Origin of the sequence: Cellulomonas sp., from assembly GCF_017744555.1 — a bacterium.
Classification (GTDB): domain Bacteria; phylum Actinomycetota; class Actinomycetes; order Actinomycetales; family Cellulomonadaceae; genus Cellulomonas.
In genome coordinates, this window is sequence record NZ_JAGIBD010000040.1 from 28,537 (window position 1) to 48,428 (window position 19,892).

General features: G+C 74.2%; 14 protein-coding genes, 1 tRNA gene and 2 pseudogenes. 11 read left to right on the plus strand and 6 right to left on the minus strand.

Translation table 11 applies throughout. The features are described from left to right. A pseudogene (locus J7523_RS18095) lies at window positions 1–358 on the plus strand (hypothetical protein); the annotation flags it as partial. Window positions 359–499: 141 nt separating this feature from the next. Here J7523_RS18095 and J7523_RS18100 read toward each other — a convergent pair. Together J7523_RS18100 and J7523_RS18105 are read right to left on the minus strand one after the other, a co-directional pair. Next, on the minus strand, window positions 500–733 hold the full coding sequence (locus J7523_RS18100; RefSeq protein WP_291889873.1) for a hypothetical protein: 234 nt from the start codon (window positions 731–733) through the stop codon (window positions 500–502). Between the two features lie 80 nt (window positions 734–813). Then, window positions 814–4,275 carry a hypothetical protein gene (locus J7523_RS18105; protein ID WP_291889846.1) on the minus strand — a complete coding sequence of 1,154 codons (3,462 nt, stop codon included), beginning with the start codon at window positions 4,273–4,275 and terminating at the stop codon, window positions 814–816. A 154-nt stretch (window positions 4,276–4,429) separates the two neighbouring features. On the opposite strand from J7523_RS18105, the gene J7523_RS18110 reads away from it, so the two are divergent. From J7523_RS18110 to J7523_RS18120, 3 genes are all read left to right on the plus strand, one after another. Next, complete coding sequence (locus J7523_RS18110; RefSeq protein WP_291889849.1) at window positions 4,430–5,635, plus strand: NAD(P)-binding domain-containing protein; 1,206 nt, start codon at window positions 4,430–4,432, stop codon at window positions 5,633–5,635. Between the two features lie 257 nt (window positions 5,636–5,892). Then, the gene (locus tag J7523_RS18115; RefSeq protein WP_291889851.1) at window positions 5,893–6,741 is read left to right on the plus strand and encodes a L,D-transpeptidase; all 849 of its coding nucleotides are present in this window, start codon (window positions 5,893–5,895) and stop codon (window positions 6,739–6,741) included. A 1-nt stretch (window position 6,742) separates the two neighbouring features. After that, window positions 6,743–7,213 (plus strand): TIGR03668 family PPOX class F420-dependent oxidoreductase, encoded by a 471-nt coding sequence (locus tag J7523_RS18120; RefSeq protein ID WP_291889855.1) that lies wholly within the window; start codon window positions 6,743–6,745, stop codon window positions 7,211–7,213. A 7-nt stretch (window positions 7,214–7,220) separates the two neighbouring features. On the opposite strand, the gene J7523_RS18125 is transcribed toward J7523_RS18120, so the two are convergent. Further along, window positions 7,221–7,772 carry a hypothetical protein gene (locus J7523_RS18125; RefSeq protein ID WP_291889857.1) on the minus strand — a complete coding sequence of 184 codons (552 nt, stop codon included), beginning with the start codon at window positions 7,770–7,772 and terminating at the stop codon, window positions 7,221–7,223. Window positions 7,773–8,276: 504 nt separating this feature from the next. Between J7523_RS18125 and J7523_RS18130 the strand changes: the two genes are divergently transcribed. The 3 genes from J7523_RS18130 (at window position 8,277) to J7523_RS18140 (ending at window position 13,068) form a co-directional block, all read left to right on the plus strand. Further along, the gene (locus tag J7523_RS18130; RefSeq protein WP_291889860.1) at window positions 8,277–8,858 is read left to right on the plus strand and encodes an ATP-binding protein; all 582 of its coding nucleotides are present in this window, start codon (window positions 8,277–8,279) and stop codon (window positions 8,856–8,858) included. Window positions 8,859–9,215: 357 nt separating this feature from the next. Next, a complete protein-coding gene (locus J7523_RS18135) occupies window positions 9,216–11,840 on the plus strand; it encodes an alpha/beta hydrolase-fold protein (protein ID WP_291889862.1) in 2,625 nt (874 codons plus the stop codon). Between the two features lie 148 nt (window positions 11,841–11,988). After that, complete coding sequence (locus J7523_RS18140) at window positions 11,989–13,068, plus strand: hypothetical protein (RefSeq protein WP_291889864.1); 1,080 nt, start codon at window positions 11,989–11,991, stop codon at window positions 13,066–13,068. Window positions 13,069–13,141: 73 nt separating this feature from the next. On the opposite strand, the gene J7523_RS18145 is transcribed toward J7523_RS18140, so the two are convergent. After that, window positions 13,142–13,231: transfer RNA gene (locus tag J7523_RS18145), tRNA-Ser, on the minus strand. Between the two features lie 90 nt (window positions 13,232–13,321). Between J7523_RS18145 and J7523_RS18150 the strand changes: the two genes are divergently transcribed. Further along, window positions 13,322–14,176 (plus strand): NAD-dependent protein deacetylase, encoded by an 855-nt coding sequence (locus tag J7523_RS18150; protein WP_291889865.1) that lies wholly within the window; start codon window positions 13,322–13,324, stop codon window positions 14,174–14,176. 150 nt (window positions 14,177–14,326) lie between these two features. Here the strand turns inward: J7523_RS18150 and J7523_RS18155 are convergent, their stop codons facing one another. Then, entirely contained in the window at window positions 14,327–14,821 is a 495-nt protein-coding gene (locus J7523_RS18155; protein ID WP_291889866.1) for a nucleoside deaminase, read from the minus strand. 82 nt (window positions 14,822–14,903) lie between these two features. On the opposite strand from J7523_RS18155, the gene upp reads away from it, so the two are divergent. The 3 genes from upp (at window position 14,904) to J7523_RS18170 (ending at window position 16,793) form a co-directional block, all read left to right on the plus strand. Beyond that, complete coding sequence (gene upp / locus J7523_RS18160; RefSeq protein ID WP_291889868.1) at window positions 14,904–15,539, plus strand: uracil phosphoribosyltransferase; 636 nt, start codon at window positions 14,904–14,906, stop codon at window positions 15,537–15,539. A gap of 234 nt (window positions 15,540–15,773) precedes the next feature. Next, window positions 15,774–16,052 (plus strand): hypothetical protein, encoded by a 279-nt coding sequence (locus J7523_RS18165; RefSeq protein WP_291889870.1) that lies wholly within the window; start codon window positions 15,774–15,776, stop codon window positions 16,050–16,052. A 75-nt stretch (window positions 16,053–16,127) separates the two neighbouring features. Further along, the gene (locus J7523_RS18170; protein ID WP_291889871.1) at window positions 16,128–16,793 is read left to right on the plus strand and encodes an NAD(P)-binding oxidoreductase; all 666 of its coding nucleotides are present in this window, start codon (window positions 16,128–16,130) and stop codon (window positions 16,791–16,793) included. Window positions 16,794–16,872: 79 nt separating this feature from the next. Here the strand turns inward: J7523_RS18170 and J7523_RS18175 are convergent. After that, window positions 16,873–19,892 (minus strand): annotated as a pseudogene (locus tag J7523_RS18175) (hypothetical protein); the annotation flags it as partial.

Consider the following 19,892-nt stretch of genomic DNA (forward strand, 5'->3'; position numbering starts at 1 on the left):
CGACTCGGTCCAGTTCGCCGACCCGCTCGCCGCGGGCGCCGCCGAGCTGCGTCGCGTCGTCGCGCCGGGTGGTGCGGTCGTGCTCACCGGCTGGGCTGCGCGCGACCGCGACGACGACCGCGTCCCGGCGCGGCTGCGTCAGGACGTGCTCGCCGCGCTGGTCGCGGCCGGTTTCTCGGACGTCGTCGAGCACGAGGAGGCCGTGTGGCGGCCGGCCGAGCGGGCCATGTGGGAGGCCGCGGTCGCGCACGCCGAGGACCCGGCCGACCCCGCGCTCGTCTCGATGCAGAGCGAGGGCCGCCGCGTGCTCGCGACCTTCGACCTGATCCGCCGGCTGCGCTGGACCGCCCGCGCCTGAGCACCGCTCCGGACGAGCCCCGCGGCGCGCGAGAACCACGCAGGACCGGCGCACATGCGCCCGCCTGCCTCGCCTTGCCTTGCCGCAGCGCCCCCTGACGCCCCCTTGCTCGGACCCGCTCGGACTCGGCTCAGACCGGGTTCAGACCCGGCTCCGGCCCCGGCTGACCAGCGCCATGATCAGGCTGACGACGAGCAGCACGATGCCGATCCACAGCAGCACCTTGGCCGCCGTGACTGCGACGCCGAGCACGATCATCACGACGCCGACGATGATGAGAATGAGCCAGAGACCCATGGGGGCCACCTCCTCGGGGCCGGTCGGCACGATGCCGACCGTCCATGGCATCGTCTCGCCGACCTCGAGGGGCGGCATCTCGACGGGCGTCGATCCCTCGGACGGGCGACGGGTGCGGGCGGCGGGCCACCCCCTGCTCGACCCGCCGCCCGCACCCGTCATGCCGGCAGCTCGACCTCGATCCGCACGACCTCGCCGGTCCGGCGGAAGACCTTCTCGCTGACGTCCAGGTCGAGCGCCCCACCGACCCCGTCGACCCGCGACCCGTCGGCGAGCACCGCCACGACCGACAGCACCGCACCGCGGCGGTACACGACCGGCACCTGGCAGAACGTGAACGCGAGCGACCCGGCGGGCAGCTCGACCGTCTGCGGCCGCTGCGCGACGTCGAGGTAGTGGAACACCTCGGGCGCGGTCGTCCACTCGGTCGCCCGCAGCAGCACGGGCCGCACCACGACCCGGCCGTCCTCGACCCGCAGGCCGAGCTCGCCGAGCCGGGTGAGGACCTCCTCCTTGACCTGACCCGTCATGCCCGGCTGACGTGCCCCGCGACCGGCGGGCGTGTGCGAGTACGGGTCGACGGGGAACGCGCCGTACACCTCGGGCGTCTTGCAGTAGCCCAGGCCCAGCCGGACGTCCTCGTAGGCGTCCTGCAGGCCGGCGACGACGGCGGGATCGGCGCCGACCGCGACCGCACGCTCGACGTTCTCCTGCACCGCGAGCAGCAGCTTGGACACCATGTGCCAGTAGATGCTGCCGAGCCCCTCGTACGCGAAGAACGACCCCGACCGGCCGGTGAACTCGGCGTGCCGGAACACCTGCTCGAACACGTCGAGCAGCGCGGCCCGACCCTCGGCCACGACGTCCGCGGGGATCCCGTGCGACGGCAGCGCGTCGAGCGCCGCCTCGACGTCGCGCGCGTTGTGCAGGCCCGGCGCGAACCGGTGGTCGCCGCGCACGTCGCGCAGCACGAGCGAGGTGTCGCCGGCCTGCACGAGCACATCGATCAGCGGGACCGACGCGGCCTGCTCGCCCGTGATGAGGTTCCTGCCGAGGAACGAGGGCAGCTCCTTGTCGGGGTACAGCGTGTAGCTGTGCTGGTCAGCGCGGTAGAGGCGGCTGCGCCGCACGGCCCGCAACAGGTCGAGCGCGTCGGCGGGGCTCAGCACCCCGGCGGACAGCACCGCGACCTGACCCTCGATCATCTCCTGGAGCCGGCCGATCACCGCCCGGCCGTCACGCATGTCGAGCAGGTTGTACGAGTGGAACAGCCCGTCCTCGCGGCGGTTGGCCCGCAGCGCGGCGTCGACGTACCGCTGCGCGACGTCGAGGAACGACGCCACCGACGCGGCGCCGACCGTGGTGCGCCGCCCGTCGAACCCGGTGTAGATGCGGGCGCGGTACGCGGTGCCCGCCTCGCCGAGGGCGTCCATCACCCGGCGACGGGCCACGTCGTCGAAGCCGGCGTCGACGGACGCGACGTGCGCCGAGAGGGCCGCGGACACGTCGGCGAGCAGCCCCGCAAGCTCGGTCGTGACCGCGAGGTCGTCGCCGAGCAGGTCCCGGGCGAGGGTCAGCGCACGGCGCAGGTAGGCGAGCGTGACGACCGAGACGCCCTTGCCGACCAGCGCGTTGTTCGCGTCGTTCCACTCGGGACGCTGCGTGTTCATCCAGATGCCGCCGTCGGGCACGAGGTTGACGACCTTCGCGAGGATGAGCAGCAGCAGCTTCTCGCCGAGCGTGACCCGCACGAGGTCCCCGTCGGACCCGTGCACGAGCCGCCCGTCGGCACCCTCCGCGGCGAGCCGCCGCTCGACGCGCTCCTCCGTCTCGAGGTCGAACGTGATGGTCTCGATCGGGTCGACGAGCGTGTCGGCGTACGACGCGATCCGGTACGGGACGTCGGCGTGCGTGAAGACGGCGCTGTCGACGAGCCCCTCCAGCCGGCCCGGGTGGAACCGGTGCGACGCCTCGAGCAGCTTGACCAGGTAGATGATCTGGTGGTCGCTCCAGTAGCCGATGTTCGCCCACGGGTTGGACGGCTCCGGGACCTCCCAGTCGATGCCCGACCGCGAGATCCGGTACGGGTTGTAGCCGTCGGCCGTCGTCGCGTCGAGGAACACCGCGACCATCGACTCGACGTACTCGGGGAACGACCAGGCGAGCGCCTCCCAGTTCTGGAAGATGTCGCGCCAGTTGCCCTGGAAGTCGACGCGCGGGTTGCCCTTCTCGTCGGTGAGCGCGATCCGGAACTTGTTCCACGGCCGGCTGGGGTCGCCGTGCCGGCGGCTGAACGTGAGCGGCAGGTACTCGCGCACGAGCCGCAGCAGGTCCGGGTCGCCGGTCGCCTCGGCCCGCTCGACGAGCGCGTCGATGTCCGCGGACCCGGGCAGCGCGGCGAGCACGTCGGCGCACCGGGCGGCGGTCCGGGGGCTGCGCTGCGCGACGAACGCGCGCAGGTCGGCGGTGTCGACCCGGTAGCCGTCGACGGGCAGGCCGCCGCGCATGACGTTGAACAGCACGTTCGCGCCGTGGTGCGCGGTCGCGAGCTCCTCACCCGTCAGCTGGGCCGCGTCGGCGGTCGCGACGAGCCCGTCGAGGCCCTCGCGCGTGCGCTCGACGTCGGCGGTCAGCCGGGCCTCGAGCTCCGCACGGTCGGCGAGCTCGACCTGCAGCCGGACGACGTCGGCGGCGCTGTGGTCGACGTCCGCGACGAATCGCCAGCGGCGCTGCTCCCCCGCTGCGAGCGTCAGCCGTGCGTGCACCAGGTGGGCGCCCTTGAGGCCGCGGACCTCGTGCTCGGCGGTCACGGGTCGGCCGTGCGAGAACGCGCCGACCTGCCGCGTGGACAGCAGGTGCTCGACCTCGTCGAGCCCGACCTGCCAGGACACCGTGGCCGACAGCGACTCGCTCGGGTCGCTCTTGTCGGTCAGCGACGAGTTCATGTAGAGGATGCCGAGGCCCGTCGCGGGGTCGAGCTCGGCCCGCTTGTAGGCGTCGATGAGCACGCTGAACTCGTTCTGCGTCTGCGCCGTGATACCCGACGGCAGCAGGTCGACGAAGCCGTCGAGCACGTCGACGTCGACCGCGCGGTCGGTGCTCGACGTCAGCTCGACGCCGCGGACCACGCCGTACCGGGCGCTCGTCTGCCACGACACCCGCGCACGCAGCCCGAGGTCGGGACGCGTCTCCTCGAACACCAGCGTGGTGCCGAGGAAGTCCTTGTAGAGGTTCCGCTCGACGTCGGGGTCACCCGGACGACGCTCGGCGAACGGCTGCCAGAACGTCGTGCCACCGTCGGGCGTCGACACCCGCAGCAGCGTCAGCCCGCCGGTGCGGCCGGCCCCGTTCGCGACCTTGTCCTCGGTCGTGTACGGGAACAGCGCCCGGTCCGACTCCTCACGACCGGCCGTGAGCCCGCCCGTGCTCGAGATGAACAGCCACAGGTCGCTCGCACCGATGAGCGTCATGAAGAACGGCGGGAGCTCGTCGTACGCGGTGATCCGGTAGAACCGGCGCCCGTCGAGGTCCACGGGCCCGCTGGCGGGGACGGCCTCGAGCTCGGCCGGGTCCTCGGCTCCGGGGGCGGTGGATGCGGACGTCAGTGTCTGCGACGACATGCGGCTTCCTTACCTCGGGGACGCTGTCGTCCCGGCCTGCGCTGCGCCCGCCTGTGGACGCGCTCCCACACGATGACACATGCAGGTGTCACGTGTCACCAATCTGTACGCGAACGGTCGTCCAGGAGGACCCTGAGTCCTGGAGGTGACCGGGATGGGCACCGTCGACTGCGTCGTCGTGGGCGCCGGCCCCGCCGGGCTGGCCGCGAGCGCGGCCCTCGCCGCGGAGGGCGTCGAGCACGTCGTGCTGGAGCGCGGCCGCGTCGGCGAGTCGTGGCGCGCGCACCGGTGGGACTCCTTCCGGCTCAACACGCCCGGGTCGATGAACCGGCTGCTCGGGCCGCTGCCCGACGACGAGTACACCGGCCGGCAGGACGTGGTCCGGCGCCTCGACGACGTCGCCGGCCGGTGCCCGGTGCGCGCGGCCGTCGACGTCACCGGCATCGCGGCGCACGACGGCTCGCTCACGCTGACCACGTCGGACGGTCCGGTCCACGCGCGGTCGGTGGTCGTCGCGACGGGCGCCGAGAACGTGCCACGCCTCCCGCCCGTGGCGCACACGGTCCCCCGACGCATCCACCAGGAGACGGGTGCGTCCTACCGGAACCCCGGTGCGCTGCCCGACGGCGCGGTGCTCGTGGTCGGCAGCGGCCAGACGGGCGCGCAGATCGTCGAGGACCTGCACGCCGCGGGCCGGCGCGTGCTGCTGTCCGCGTCGCCCGTCGGCCGCCTCCCGACCCCGTACCGCGGGCGGCCCATGATCGAGTGGCTGCGGGAGGCGGGGTTCTTCGACCAGCGACCCGAGGACCTGCCCGACCGGGCGATGACCCGGATGCCGAACCCGCTGCTCCCGCCGGGCGGCGACCACGACCTCGACCTGCGCCGGCTCGCCGTCGACGGCGTCGAGCTCGTCGGGCGCGTCACCGGGGCGTCCGACGGACGCCTGCACGTGGACCGCTCCGTCGGCGACAGCGTCGCGTTCGCCGAGGCGTTCGCGGAACGGGCCCGCTCGATGGCCGACCGGGCGATCGAGCGGCTCGGCCTCGACGTGGCACCCGCCGAGCCCGAGGAGCCGATCGACCACCCCGTCCGGGACGTCGACGAGCTCGACCTGCGGGCCGAGGGCATCACGTCGGTGGTCTGGTGCACCGGCATGGGCGGCAGCCACGACTGGCTGCCCGACGACCTGCTCGACGGCGGCGTCCCGCGACACTCCTCAGGCCGGTCGCCGCTCGCCGGTCTGTGGTTCGTGGGGCTGCGGTGGATGGTGCGGCGCTGCTCGTCGAACCTCGTCGGGATGCCGGGCGACGCCGCCGCGACCGCGACCGCCGTGTCCGCACACCTGGCGGGACGTCGCTGACCCCGCACACGCCCGGTCGACACGCAGCGGCCGATACTTGCGCCGCGACCGCTATGCGAGGAATGTCGGGACCAGATGACCCCGCCGCCGACACCGCGACCCACTGACAACCCCCCGTCAGCGGGTCGCGGCCCCTGTACCGGTCTCCCGCTTGCCGTGGTGGACACCCCTGGGCATCGTCGGCCCGGCTGACGGACGATGGACCGGCCGGGACAGGTGAACTGCCGGTCGGGTGGACGTCGAGCGGAGGTGCGCGCGTGCGACGCAGGTGGTTCGCGGGTGCGGTCGCCGCCCTCGGGGTGCTCGCAGGGTGTTCCGCACCCGTCGAGCCGCCCGCGGCCGTCGTCGTCCACGCGCCCGTCACCGTCGAGAAGGCAGGCGCCCCCGCTCCGCCCCCGGACCTGTCCACGCTGCCCGTCATCGACCCGCTGCACATCGTCGCCGGGCTGCCCGGCACCGACGGTCTGACACCGCGGCGCAACACCGACCCGTCGCTCGGCGCCTGGCAGACCGCGGTCGTCACGAAGCCCGCCGCCGCCTACGACCGGCCCGACGGCACGCTCGTCGGCGTCGTCCCGACCACGACCCTCGACGTCGCGACGACGCTGCCGGTGCTCGACGAGCGCGACGGCTGGCTGCGTGTGCTCGTCGCGACCCGCGGCGCGCTGCCCAGCGAGGACCGCACGCAGGTCAACGGCCGCACGGCATGGATCCGCACCGCCGACACGACGCCGGCGGGCACCGACTGGAGCATCCACGTCGACACCGCCGCCCAGACGATCACCGTCACCACCCCGACGGGCACCCGGTCGTTCCCCGTGAAGGCGACCGGCAGCAGCTCGACGCCGACCCCCGCCGGCCTGTCGTTCCTGCTGGGCGTGCGGTGGCTCGAGCCCGGGACGACGACGCCGCGGGTGCTGCCGCTGTCGACGCAGAGCGAGACGATCGACCACTACGACAAGCCGACCGGCACCGCCGTGACCGCGATCCACACGACGACGCTGCGGGGCCGGGGCGAGGTGTCGAACGGGTGCGTGCGGGTCGACGACGAGGTGCTCGACCTCGTCTGGCAGGCGCCCGGCGGCACGGTCGTCACCGTCGGCTGACATGGACGCGGGCGAGTGCCGGCTCCGCTTCGCGGCGCAGCGCCGGGCGGTCCTCGCCACCACCGGGCTCGACGGGGTCCCGCACCTCGTCCCCGTGACGTTCGCGCTGCTCGACGGGGACGTCGTCGTGCACGCCGTCGACCACAAGCCCAAGCGGACGACGGCACTGCGCCGGCTGCGCAACATCGGCGAGAACCCGCACGTCGCGTTCCTCGTCGACCGGTACACCGACGACTGGGCGGGGCTCTGGTGGGTGCGGGCGGACGCCACCGCGTCCGTCGTGGACGACGGTCCTCGGCACGCGGCGGCCGTCGCGGCGCTCGTCGGGCGGTACCCGCAGTACGCGGAGGTGCCGCCGGTCGGGCCCGTGGTGTGGGCGGCGGTGAGCCGGTGGTCCGGCTGGTCAGGTGCGGCGGGCTCCTCGGGCGGGGTCGGCGCGCCGGTCGCGCCGGTCGCGCCGGTCGCCCCGTGAGCGTCCGTCAGCCGTGCGTGAGGGAGATCGTCGCGAGGAACGCGCCGCTGTTGTTCTGCACGCCCCGGTCGTTCACGCCGAGGTTCAGCTGGCCGTCGTGCGGGCACACGTACGTCGCGCCGGTGCCGACCACGAAGAACGTGCCCGGGTCCTGGTCGAGGCTGCCGATGACGGTGAACGTGTTCGCGTCGGGGAAGCCGTCCACGTTGAACTGGTGGTAGGCGGGGTCCAGCAGCCCGGTCGGCCCGAGGGTCCCCTTGAGGGTCTGGTCGTGGGACGCGGACCCGCTCATCGCGATGCTCAGCGTGTCGCCCGTCACGCAGGACACCCCCATCGGGGTCCACACCTGCGTGGCCGGGAGCACCCGGTCGACGATCGTGACGGTCTGCCCGGTCTGCCCGGTCGGCGTGGGCGTCGCGACGGACGGGCTCGGGGCTGCGCTCGTCGCCGCCGGTGGTCTCGCGGCGCCCCCGTCCGTGGCGCGGTCGGGCCACAGCGCGAACGCGAGCGCGCCGAGCACGATCACCGCGCCCGCGCCCGCCGCGACCCCGAGGAGCATCGACCGACGACTCGACGGCGGACCGGGTGGGTAGCCAGGACCGCCCGGCCCCGTCCCGCCGGACCCCGACCAGCCGGCGCCCGACCCGCCGCTCCAACCGCCGGACCCCGGCGGCCCACCGACCGGTGGCGGCGGCGGAGGCGTCGCGGAGCGGACGTCGTCGCCGCCGGGCGCGGTCCCGCCGCCAGACGTCCCGCCGCCCGTCGGCGGCACGCCTCCCTCCGGGGTGCGTCCAGGGTCGTCGTCGGGGCTGTTCGTGGTGCTCACAGCGTGCCTCCCGGTCACGGGCGCACCGCGCACCGCACGCGGCGCCACCGTCTGAGGAGGATCCGCATCCCATCCTGATACGCGCGCCCACAGGCACGGGGCTGCGGTCGGGCGTGGCTGCCGCTGATCGCCGGTGGGGTGGCAGCCGCGAGACGTCCAGTACCAGGTGCTCGGACCCGAGCTGCGGCGAAGCCCGAGCCGGCGCGGTGAACGGGTGAGGCCCCCTAGGGTCGGTGGATGACGACGCTGTTCCTGACCGTCGGGCTGCCCGGCACGGGGAAGACCACCGAGGCGAGGCGCATCGAGGCCGCGCACGGGGCGCTGCGCCTGACGAAGGACGAGTGGGTCAAGGCGCTGTACGGGCTCGAGAACCCACGGTCGTCGACGGCCGTCATCGAGGGCCGGCTCATCGAGATCGCGCTGCGCGCCCTGGAGCTCGGCACCGACGTCGTCCTCGACTTCGGCCTCTGGAGCCGGGACGAACGCTCCGCGCTGCGGCAGGCGGCAGCCGACCGCGGCGCTGCGGCGGAGGTGCGGTACCTCTCGCTCCCGCTCGCCGAGCAGCGGGCCCGGCTCGACCGACGACAGGCCTCCGAGCCGCACACGACCTGGCCGATGTCCGACGACGAGCTCACCGCGTGGGCCGCGGTCATCGAGGTCCCGACGCCCGGCGAGCTCGACGGCACCGAACCGGTCGACGACCCGCCGGACGGGTTCGCGACGTGGGACGCGTGGCGTCGGCACCGCTGGCCCGCGACCACCTCGACCCCGCGGCCCGACCCGGACGACCCGGCGGGCCGTTCGCGGACGATGCCTTGACGGGAATCGCCCGGACCGACACGATGCGGACATCCCACTTCTACATCGGTGTAGATGGGCCGGTCCGGCGCTCCTCCCGATGGATGGTGACCAACGCCTTCCTCTCGCGGCTCGCCGTGGAGTCCGCGTCTACATCGATGTAGATCACCCGGGACGCACGTCGTGGACGCCGCCGGCGTCCGCGTTCATCTCCAGGGGGAGGCAGGGCGGCCCCGGCCTCCGCGCCGAGACGGGCCGCCGTGCCGCGGTCCCCTCGGCGACCGAGGAGAGCAGTTGATGCGGAAGACTCGCAGGGGGCCACGCCGTCCACGCGCAGGACACCAGCGCACGGCGGCCGTGATGACAGGAGCAGCGCTGATGGTGGGAGCCGCCGTCGTCGTCCCGCCCGCCGGGGCCGCGGACGGGAGCCCCGGGCCCGACCCGTGGGCCTCGACCATCCCGGAGGGCTACCACCGCTTCACCGCCCCCCAGGCGGAGGTCGAGAAGATCGTCGGGTCGAAGCCGGCCGTGCTCGAGCTGCAGGGCAACATCGGCCCGAGCGGCACGTGGTCCGACCTGGCGATGGACCCGAGCGGCACGGACTACCAGACGACCGTCGGGCCGCTCGCGCCCGGCCTGTACTACTACCAGTACACGGCCACGTGGCCGGACCGGACCAAGCGCTCCTTCCGCGAGCCGACGAGCCCTGTCGCGGTCACGTCGCACCCGGCGTGGAACACGCTGTTCGTGCCCGGGCCGTCGGTGCAGTGGATGTCCGACGTGCCGTCGGGCGGTGCCGTCGAGGACCTGCGTTACGACAGCCCGGTCACGGACGACGAGCGCACGACGCTCGTCTGGACGCCGCCCGGCTACGACGCCGACCGCGCCGAGCCCTACCCGGTCCTATACCTGCTCGCCGACGGCGACCAGTCGTACCGCGAGTGGGCCGAGCTCGGCCGCGCGCCGCAGGTGCTCGACAACCTCGCCGCCGAGGGACGGCTCGAGCCGATGGTCGTCGTCATGGCCGAGGCCGGCGGCGCCGACCCGCGCACCGAGCTGCTCGACGGGATCCTGCCGGCGACCCGTGCTCGCTACCACGTGACGGACGAGCCGAACGGCCAGGCGGTCGCGGGCATCGGCGACGGGGCGAACCAGGCCCTCACCGTGCTGCGCAGCGACCCGGGCGTGTTCGGGTCGGTCGGCTCCTTCTCCGGCCGGCTGAACGGCTCCATCAGCGCCTCGACCGCGCGCGAGATCAACGAGGGCACCGACCTGCTGCGGCTGTACGTGGGCAACGTCCTCGACCCGTCGTACAACCAGAACCACGCGCTGCTGCGCACGCTCCAGCGGGCCGGCGTCGACCACGAGTTCGACGGCGTCGACCCCGACTCGGGCGGCACGTGGGACACCTGGCGCTCCGACCTGCGCGACTTCGCGTCCCGCGTGTTCCAGGACGACGCCGACCACGGCCCGCGCGCCGGGTTCCTGCCGCTCGACGAGCCGTACACACCGCCCGCCGCCGGCTCGATCACGACGCCGCACATCGGCGAGAACGGCATCGTCACCTTCGAGACCGGCACCCAGTGGGCCGACGCCAAGGACGTCACCGTGTGGGCCAACTGGGCGCCGAACGGCGCGTGGTTCCGCGTGCCGATGACGAAGACCGGTGACCGCTGGCGGGTCTCGATGGGCCCGCTCGACGGCTTCTACTACTACCGGTACGTCGTCGACGGCGTCGACGAGAAGGACCCCGAGGACAAGGTCAACACGCTCACCGGCGTGAGCCCGCTGTTCGTGCCCGGCACGACGGACCGCATGCTCAGCGACGTGCCCGAGGGCAAGGGCGGGACGCTGTCCGTCCTCACCTACCCCAGCGCGGTGGCCGACGAGGAGCGCTCGGCCTACGTCTGGACCCCGCCGGGCTACGACGCCGACCGCGCCGAGCCCTACCCCGTCCTGTACCTCAACCACGGCGGCGGGCAGAGCTGGGGCGACTGGGTCGAGGTCGGCCGCGCGAAGCAGATCCTCGACCACCACGCGATCGACGGCGCGACCGTCCCGATGGTCGTGGTCATGGGCAACGGCAACGTGTCCGACTATCCCGCCGAGCTGCTCGACAACCTCGCACCCGCGGCGCGCGCGAAGTACAACATCGCGACCGACTCCGACCACCAGGCCCTCGCCGGCCTGTCCCTCGGCGCGTACCGGACGCTCGTCACGTGGCTCACCCGCCCCGGCCAGTTCGGGTGGATCGGCGCGTTCTCCGGCGGCCTGTTCTTCGGCACCCCGGAGTTCGACGCGGCCGCCGTCAACGAGCACACGCGGCTCGCCCGGATCTACAACGGGGACGTCAGCGACTTCGCGTACCAGTCGGTGATGGACACGATGGCGACCCTCGAGGCCGCCGGGGTGAAGCACGAGTTCGCGGGCCTCACCGCCGGACCGCACGGGTTCGACACGTGGCAGCAGAACCTCATCGACTTCCTGCCGCGTCTGTTCCGGTTCGATCCCAGCTCGGGAGTCGACCTCACGGCCGTCGTCCCCGAGCAGGCCGACGGGGTCCTCGCGCTCAGCGTCGCCGGATCCGACGTGACCCTGGCGCCCGCACAGAACGCCGGTGACCGGCTGCGGTTCACGGGCGCGCTGCCGGCCGTGACCGTGACCGACTCGCGGTCGGTGTCCCAGGCCGGTGCCAGCGGGTGGGCGGTCGCCGGGCAGGCGTACCGGTTCACGTCCGGCACGCGCATCCTCGGGGCCGAGCACCTGGGGTGGACACCGCACGTCGGCACTCCGCGCGCCGGGCTGCTTGCCGGTCCCGCGCGCGCGACGGCACTCGGCGGCGGTGAGGGTCTCGTGGTGCCCGGGCGGCTCGCGTCCGCGACACCCGAAGGCCGGTTCGGCTCGGCGACCCTCGGCGCGGACCTCGCGCTCGAGGTGCCGGTCGACACCACGCCAGGCACCTACTCGGGCACGTTGACGCTCTCGCTGTTCCCGGTGGACTGACCGGCGGAGACGGCTGGCCTGGCCGGATCGCACCCGTTCGGGCGTGCGATTCGGCCAGGTCGGCTCCCGGCTCGCCCGACCGACTCACGACCCGACAAGGCCGGCGCGCGGTGGAACACCCCACCGCGCGCCGGCCGTGGGAGACCCCATGCGCATCGCCGTTCTTCCCGCCGCGCTCCTCGCGCTCCTGACCTTGCTGACGGGTGGCCCCGCGTCGGCGGCGCCCACCGACCCCGGCGGCACCGTCACGTGGACCGTCCAACCCGCGACAGCCGACGGCCCCGACGGACGGATCTCGCTCCGCCACACCCTCGACCCCGGGGCGACCGTCACAGACCACGTCACCGTGACCAACTTCAGCGACCACGACGCCACGTTCGTCGTCTACGCCGGAGACGGGACCGTCAGCCCCGCGGGCGACTTCGACGTTCGACCCGAAGACGACGGCCGGTCGGACGGCGGCGCCTGGGTCTTGCTGACCGCGCCCTCGGGGGTCGAGTCCTTGGACGACGGCCGGCTGCGGGTCACCCTCGCCGCGACCGCTGCCGTGACCATCCCGCTCACCATCGCCGTCCCCGCCGGCGCCACCCCGGGCGACCACCCAGTGGGGGTCGTCGCCGAGCTCATCGACGACCCTGGCGCCGTGCAGCTCGCCGCGCGCGTCGGGGTCCGCCTGCACCTGCGAGTCACCGGAACGATCTCCGCGGGGATGGTGGCTGATGACGTGCACGCCTGGTGGTCGCCCTCCTGGAACCCGTTCTCACCCGGCGTGGTGCACGTGACGTACGTGCTGCGGAACACCGGCGACGTGCGGTTGGGGGCACGATCCGCCGTGACCCTCGCTGGGCCGGGCGGGGCGGCGGCCGTCTCGTCGACCTCCTCGGTGCGCGAGGTCCTCCCCCAGCGGTCCGCGCCCGTCGACGTGACGCTCCGCGCGTGGCCCCTGGTGCGGGCGGGCGGCCACGTCGACGTGACACCCCTGGTCGTCGGCGAGGACGTCGTCGACGCACCCCTGCGGCCCACCTCCACCGCCGTCATCGTGTGGACACCGCCCTGGTCCTGGTTGCTGCTCGTGCTCCTCGTCAGCGGCGGGGTGCTCGTCGTGCGGTGGCAGCGGCGGCGCACCGCCCGGCAGGTCCAGGCCCGGGTCGACGCGGCGCTGGCGGCGGCTGGCGTGGCACCTCAGGCGTCGGTCTCGGAGACCGAGGAGACCGCCCGGGCACGATGAGGCGACCAAGTGGTGGGCGGGGAACGACGAAGGGCCCCACATCCGCATGATCATGCGGGTGGGGCCCTTCGGTTGGCGGTAGCGGTGGGATTTGAACCCACGGTGGACTTTCACCCACACACGCTTTCGAGGCGTGCTCCTTAGGCCGCTCGGACACGCTACCTCGCGCAGAAGAGTACCCGGTCGGAGGCGGTGCTCCGAATCCGGGTCCACCCAGGGGCCGCCGCGGCGACGGAGTCCTACCGTGAGACACATGAGCACCACGGACGCCCGCCCCCTCACTGCCGGTTCCCTGGCGGACGTCATCGACGCCCTGAGCGGCCACCGGCTGGCCGTCCTCACGGGTGCGGGTGTCTCGACGGACTCGGGCATCCCCGACTACCGCGGCCCGAACTCGCCGCAGCGGACCCCGATGACGTTCCAGCAGTTCACCGGCGACGAGGGCTTCAGAAGGCACTACTGGGCGCGGAACCACGTCGGCTGGCGGCACGTGCACCGCACGCTCCCGAACGCCGGCCACAGGGCACTGGCCGAGTTGGAGCACCGCGGGGTGGTGCACGGGGTGATCACGCAGAACGTCGACCTGCTGCACGAGGCCGCCGGATCGAAACATGTGATCGATCTGCACGGCCGCTACGACCGGGTGGTCTGCCTGAGCTGCGGCACGGTCATCGCCAGGAGCGAGCTGGCGGCACGCCTCGACCAGCTCAACCCGCACTTCGTGGACGACGTGGTGGCGGACGTCGAGATCGCCCCGGACGCCGACGCGGTCATCGAGCAGACCAGCCACTTCAAGGTCGCGGACTGCGCACGATGCGGCGGGATGCTCAAGCCCGACATCGTCTACTTCGGCGAGACGGTGCCGAAGGAGCGCGTCGAGCGGGCGTACGCGCTGGTCGACGAGGGTGACGCACTGCTCGTCGCGGGGTCGTCGCTCACCGTCCAGTCGGGTCTGCGGTTCGTGCGGCACGCGGCGCAGACGGGCAAGCCCGTGGTCGTCGTCAACCGCGGTGCCACACGCGGCGACCGCTACGCGACGGTCACGCTCGACGCGGGCACGTCGGAGACCCTGACGGACCTCGCGGAGTCCCTCCCGACACCCCGCTGAGCCCGAGTTCGTAGGTTGTAGTCCACTTCGTGCCCCACAACCCACGAAGTCGACGACAAGTCACGACCTCGACGGCAGGCGGGCAAGCGGCAGGCCAGGCAAGCGGCAGGACGGCCGGCAGGCGGGCAGGCAGCAACCAGAACGGACGGCTCAGAACCCGTCCGTCCGCTGCGCGTCGAAGAACGCCCGCAGCAGCCAGCCGGCCTCGTCCCCCCGCACTCCCCCGACGACCTCCACCCGGTGGTTCAGTCGCCGGTCCCGCACGACGTCGAACTGCGACCCGCACGCGCCGGCCTTGGGGTCCCACGCCCCGAGCACGAGCCGCGGGATGCGGGCCAGCACGGTCGCCCCGGCGCACATCAGGCAGGGCTCCAGCGTCACGACGAGCGTGCAGTCGTCCAGCCGCCACCGCCCGAGCCGGTCGGCGGCGGCCCGCAGCGCGACGACCTCCGCGTGCCCGGTGGGGTCCGCGAGCGCCTCGCGGACGTTGTGCCCGCGCCCGACGACCGAGCCGTCCGGCCCGACGACGACGGCCCCGACGGGCACGTCGCCGGCCAGCGAGGCGCGCCGGGCCTCGTCGAGCGCGAGCCCCATCGCCCATGCGTCGACATCCAGGACCGCCCGCCGTGGCTCTCCGTCCGTCATCGCGCCATGATCCCGCACCGACGCGCCAAGGGAAGGGACCAGCGGCGATGTCCACCAAGTGGACGACCGGTAGGTTGTGCGCATGCGCCTGCACGTCGCGGACCACCCGCTCGTCGCCCACAAGCTCACCGTCCTGCGGGACAGGAACACCCCGTCCCCGACGTTCCGCCTCCTCGTCGACGAGCTCGTCACGCTCCTCGCGTACGAGGCGACGCGCGACGTGCACACGCGGACGGTCGAGATCGAGACGCCCGTGACGGCGGCGCAGGGCGTCAAGCTCGCGTCGCCGCGACCGATCGTCGTCCCGATCCTGCGCGCCGGGCTCGGCATGCTCGACGGCATGACGCGCCTGCTGCCGACGGCCGAGGTCGGCTTCCTGGGCATGCAGCGCGACGAGACGACGCTCGAGGCCATCACGTACGCGAACCGGCTGCCCGAGGACCTGTCGGGGCGGCAGTGCTTCCTGCTCGACCCGATGCTCGCGACCGGCGGCACGCTCGTCGCGGCCATCGACTACCTGCTGCAGCGCGGCGCGAAGGACGTCACTGCGGTGTGCCTGCTGGCCGCACCCGAAGGGCTCAAGGTCGTCGAGGAGTTCGTGGGCGACCGCGCCGACGTGTCCGTGGTGGTGGCGGCCGTCGACGAGCGGCTCAACGACAAGGCGTACATCGTCCCGGGCCTGGGCGACGCGGGCGACCGCCTGTACGGCATCGTCTGACGCCCGACGCACGTCCGGAACGGTCCACGACCTGAGATCCGGACGAATCCTCTTGGCCACCCGCCGCCCCCGTGCCACCATGCCCGGGTGACTCCTTCCGCATGCACGCACGACACCCGATGGGTGCTCGTCCGCGTATGCGCGCGCTATGCGTGTCATCGGTCCTGACGCTCACCAGACCGATCACCCCACGGCCCGCCGCCGTCCGCAGCGCCTTCCACCGGAGACACCCTCATGACCGTCAATGCTGAACTGACCCCAGCCGCCCACGGGCCCGCCGCCCGCGCCGGCCTCGTGCTGCACGTGAGCCTGCCCGACGAGGGCGGCCCCCACCCGTCGAGCGCACAGCTCGCCGAGGTCGCCGAGCTGCTCCGCGAGATCGCCGAGGACCTGCTGCCCGGCGCGCAGACGTCGACGGCCCTGTCGTTCGTCCCGGGTGGTTCGGGCGACGTCCGGCGGGTCGGCGAGCGGCTCACGCACCTGCGTCTGCTCGAACCCGCGCCCTGCGACTGACCGGCTCGTCAGAGCCGGCGACCGACCGGCCCCGTCCGGTCGCCGGGGACGACCTCCCTGCTTACCGTGGACGGCATGCGCATCGCGATCGCCGGCGGGCACGGACAGGTGGCCCGGCTCCTGTCGCGCGCCCTCGCCGCACGGGGTGACGTCCCCGTGGCCCTCGTCCGTCAGCTCGAGCACGTCGAGGACGTCCAGGCGGACGGCGCCGAGCCGGTGGTGCTGGACCTCGAGCGGGCGAACGCCCGGGACGTCGCAGAGGCCGTGTCCGGTGCAGACGCGGTCGTGTTCGCGGCCGGGGCGGGGCCGGGCAGCGGCGCGGAGCGCAAGGACACCGTCGACCGCGCGGCCGCGGGCCTGCTGGCCGACGGCGCCGCGCAGGCGGGAGTGCGACGGTACGTCCTGATCTCGTCGATGGGGGTCGACGGCGTTCCGCCCGCGGGGACGGACGAGGTCTTCGCGGCCTACCTGCGGGCCAAGGCGGCGAGCGAGGCGGACCTGCGAGAGCGGGACCTCGACTGGACGGTCGTGCGACCGGGGCGGCTGACGGACGACGAGCCGACGGGCACGGTCCGGCTCGACGCGTCGGTCCCGCGCGGGGACGTGCCGCGGGCCGACGTCGCGGCGGTCCTCGCGGCGGTGCTGCACAGCCCGGAGACCGCGGGGCTCGTGCTCGAGCTCACGTCGGGCGTCGTGCCCGTCGAGGCGGCCGTCGCGGCAGTCGCCGAGCCCGCCGACTGACCCTCCCGCCACGCCGGCGGCCCGCGGTGCACCACCAGCCCGCGGTGCACCACCAGCCCGCGGTGCGCGGTGAACCACGTCAGCGCTGCGGGCTGGTCCGCAGCGTGATGGCCCCGACGAGGTACTGGTCCCCCGTCGTGCGGGCCTGCAGGGTGCCGACGTCCTCCTTGAGGATCGTCGGCGCGAACCCCTTGGCGTCAGTGCCGAGCGCGTTCCCGGCCCGCCACCCGGTCGCGGTCGAGTCGAACGCGTTGTCACCGGACCCTCCGCCGACCGGACCCGCGCCGCCCCACCGTTGCGGGACGAGCGGCGTGCCGTCGAGCTCGAGCCGGTCGCCCCCGTTGGTCCGGTCGCCCTCCCAGGCGACGACACCGACGCGCGCCGACGTGCCGGCCTCGGCGGCGAAGCGGAACGTGGGCGGCGTGAGGCTCGTACCGATCCACGCCCCGCCGTCGTACACGGTGACGGCCGAGTCGGAGCCGGGGTCGGCGTAGACCACGACCAGGGCCCAGCCCGCGTAGTAGGTGCGGTCGCTGTCCTTGCGGGTCGCGCTCACCGCGACGTCCGCCACCGACCAGGCACCAGGACCGCCGGCGGCGACCTGCGCGGTCACGTCCGCGAACGACTGGTAGTACTGCCGGCCGGCGTTGTCGTGCGGCGTCGCGACGAGCGTGCCGTGGACGTCGGCGTAGGAGCCGGACGGGCCGCGGAGCCGGGCGTTCTCGCGCGCGCTGCTCCACGTGTCGTACGGGCCGATGTTCGCCGACCAGTACAGGCCCGCGAACGCGATCTCTCGGCCCGCCGGGACGGCGAGCTGCGCGGTCGACGACACGGCGACCGCGGCGTTCGGCGGGACGACGCCCGCAGCGCGGGCCTCGTCGAGCGGCACCATGTCGAGGCCGTTGTTGTCGCGGTCGCCCTTCTCGAGCGCCGACCGGCAGACCGGGTCGGTGGCGCGGCACGACAGGAGCGGCGCTCCGACCTCTGTCACGGCCCAGCCGCCGTCGAGCCGCACGCGCGGGCTGAGGCCCGCGGACGACGTGTCGACCTGCGTGCTCCCGGTGACCTCCAGGCTGCCCGCCGACTGCGCCTCCACGGTCACCGCACCACGCGCGCTGCCCGCGGCGAGCACGTTCACGACGACCGGCACCGAGTCGCCGGCAGCGACCACCCGGTCGTCGGGGTCCTCCCGGTCCCGCCAGTCGCACCGGATGGTGCGGGGGGCGACGACCGTGCACCAGCCGGAGTCCGGCCCGCCGACGACGGCCGAGGCCGTCAGCTGCGGCGGCAGCGTCACGGTCGTCACGAGCTCGGCCGCGTCCGCGGCACCGGCGCCACCGTCGACGAACACCTCGAACGACACCGTGCCGGCCGCGTCGTCGACGACGTCGACCTGGGGGTCGTTCGCGGCGAGGTGCAGCACCGGACGCGTACCGGTGAGCTGCACCGCGTGCGGACCGGAGGTGTCGGCGTCGGCGCCGTCGACCGTGGCCGTGAGGTCGCCGAGGGCGTCGACACCACCCGGCACGGCCCCGAGCGCCACGTCGAGCCCGCGTGTCTCACCGATGCCGAGCGGCCCCGAGACGCAGTCCGCGACCGCCTGCTCGGGCGACCCCGTGCACGTCCAACCGTCGTGGGCGGACGCCGGGTCCCACGTGACCGCCGGCGGCCGGACCAGCCGGACGTGCACACCCGACGCGCCCAGGTCGCCGTCGTTCCGCACGGCGAGCCCGACGCGGGTCGTCCGGCCGAGCGCGACGGCGGCCCCCGCGTCGCCGGTCACGGCCAGGTGCGCGGGACGGACCACGTCGAACGGCACGGCGAACGTCTGGGCCGGCCGCGAGCCGGACGGCGTGAGCGCGACCGAGAGCTGACGGCCCGCGACGGCGGCGGGCGCACCGGCACGCAACGCGAGCGACAGCGGGGCGGGTGCCCGGGCGGCGAGCGTCGCGAGCTCGCACCGCACGGTCGTCGACGGGCTCGCGACCGAGGCCTCCACGGCACGCGGCATGCCGGGCGCGCCCGTGGCCGCGGCGCACGTCCAGGGCGCCGAGCCCGGCGCGACGGCCCAGCTCAGACCGGCCGGGACCTCGATGGTCGCGCTCGCCGGGGCGACGCCCACCGGTGAGCCGCCGGCGTTCGCGAGGGCCAGGTCGAGCACGCGCTCGCGACCGGCGACGAGCGTGAGCGCGGCGGGCTCGCTCGTGAGGGCCAGCCGGGCCGCCGACGGGCTGATCCGCAACGGGATCGGGGGTGCCGTGTAGTCCAGGCCACCGCCCGTCACGTGGAACCCGAGCTGCTGGCCGGCGACCGCCTCGTACGCCTCGTCGATCGACACGATCAGCACGAGCTGCGCGGCCGTCCGCGGCGCGAGCGACGGCAGGGTGCACTGCGCGACGCCCGTGACCGAGCCGTCGGTGCAGATCCAGCCCGCCGTCGAGATCGGCGCGAAGCGGCCGGTGCCCTGGACCACGACGGGCAGTGCCGCGTCGACCGTGACGCCCGGGGGCAGGGTCACCTCGGCGAGGAGGTTCGTGACGGTCGTGCCGCCGGTGTTGCGGACGGAGAGCGCGAGCTCCTGCCCGGCGACCCCGGCAGCGAGCACGAGCCCGCCGTCGGGCACGTCGACCGCGACCTGGGCGGGATCGGGCACGGCCGGGGGCTCGGTGGGCGGCGGCGTCGGGAGCGTCACCGGGGCGACGGGCTCCGTGGCGGGCTCGTCGTCCGCGGTCAGGCCGCCGGTCGTGTTGCGCGTCGTGCCGGTCGTCGTCTCGTCCTCGGGCGGGAGCGTGGGCAGGTCGGTGGGCGCCGGGGTCGTCGTCGTGGTGATGCCTGGGGTGGGGCTCGCGGCCGGTGTCGGACTGATGCTCGGTGTCACGGTGGACGTCGGCACGGGGTCGGCGGCGGGGTCGCCGTCGTTGGTCAGCGCGAGGATCCCTGCCGTCGCAGCGGCCGCGACGGCGATCGCCCCGGCGGCGATCGCGGCGGCACCGAGCGGGATGGACCCGAGGAACGCCGCGATGCCGGTCGCAGCGGCAGCCCCGCCCGCGGCGGCTCCGCCCGCGCCCACGGCCGCCGTCGCACCCGTCGCCGCGGCAC

Excerpts from the sequence above, each read along its gene's own strand:
- J7523_RS18125 (WP_291889857.1), bottom strand. The coding sequence starts at position 7,772 with ATGCTCCTCGGGGTCGCGGCGGGCGCGGGCGCGGTGATCGTGCTCGGC.
- upp (WP_291889868.1), top strand. The coding sequence starts at position 14,904 with ATGCGCCTGCACGTCGCGGACCACCCGCTCGTCGCCCACAAGCTCACC.
- J7523_RS18135 (WP_291889862.1), top strand. The coding sequence starts at position 9,216 with ATGGTGGGAGCCGCCGTCGTCGTCCCGCCCGCCGGGGCCGCGGACGGG.
- J7523_RS18105 (WP_291889846.1), bottom strand. The coding sequence starts at position 4,275 with ATGTCGTCGCAGACACTGACGTCCGCATCCACCGCCCCCGGAGCCGAG.
- J7523_RS18120 (WP_291889855.1), top strand. The coding sequence starts at position 6,743 with ATGGACGCGGGCGAGTGCCGGCTCCGCTTCGCGGCGCAGCGCCGGGCG.
- J7523_RS18130 (WP_291889860.1), top strand. The coding sequence starts at position 8,277 with ATGACGACGCTGTTCCTGACCGTCGGGCTGCCCGGCACGGGGAAGACC.
- J7523_RS18165 (WP_291889870.1), top strand. The coding sequence starts at position 15,774 with ATGACCGTCAATGCTGAACTGACCCCAGCCGCCCACGGGCCCGCCGCC.
- J7523_RS18140 (WP_291889864.1), top strand. The coding sequence starts at position 11,989 with ATGCGCATCGCCGTTCTTCCCGCCGCGCTCCTCGCGCTCCTGACCTTG.
- J7523_RS18110 (WP_291889849.1), top strand. The coding sequence starts at position 4,430 with ATGGGCACCGTCGACTGCGTCGTCGTGGGCGCCGGCCCCGCCGGGCTG.
- J7523_RS18150 (WP_291889865.1), top strand. The coding sequence starts at position 13,322 with ATGAGCACCACGGACGCCCGCCCCCTCACTGCCGGTTCCCTGGCGGAC.
- J7523_RS18155 (WP_291889866.1), bottom strand. The coding sequence starts at position 14,821 with ATGACGGACGGAGAGCCACGGCGGGCGGTCCTGGATGTCGACGCATGG.
- J7523_RS18170 (WP_291889871.1), top strand. The coding sequence starts at position 16,128 with ATGCGCATCGCGATCGCCGGCGGGCACGGACAGGTGGCCCGGCTCCTG.
- J7523_RS18100 (WP_291889873.1), bottom strand. The coding sequence starts at position 733 with ATGCCGCCCCTCGAGGTCGGCGAGACGATGCCATGGACGGTCGGCATC.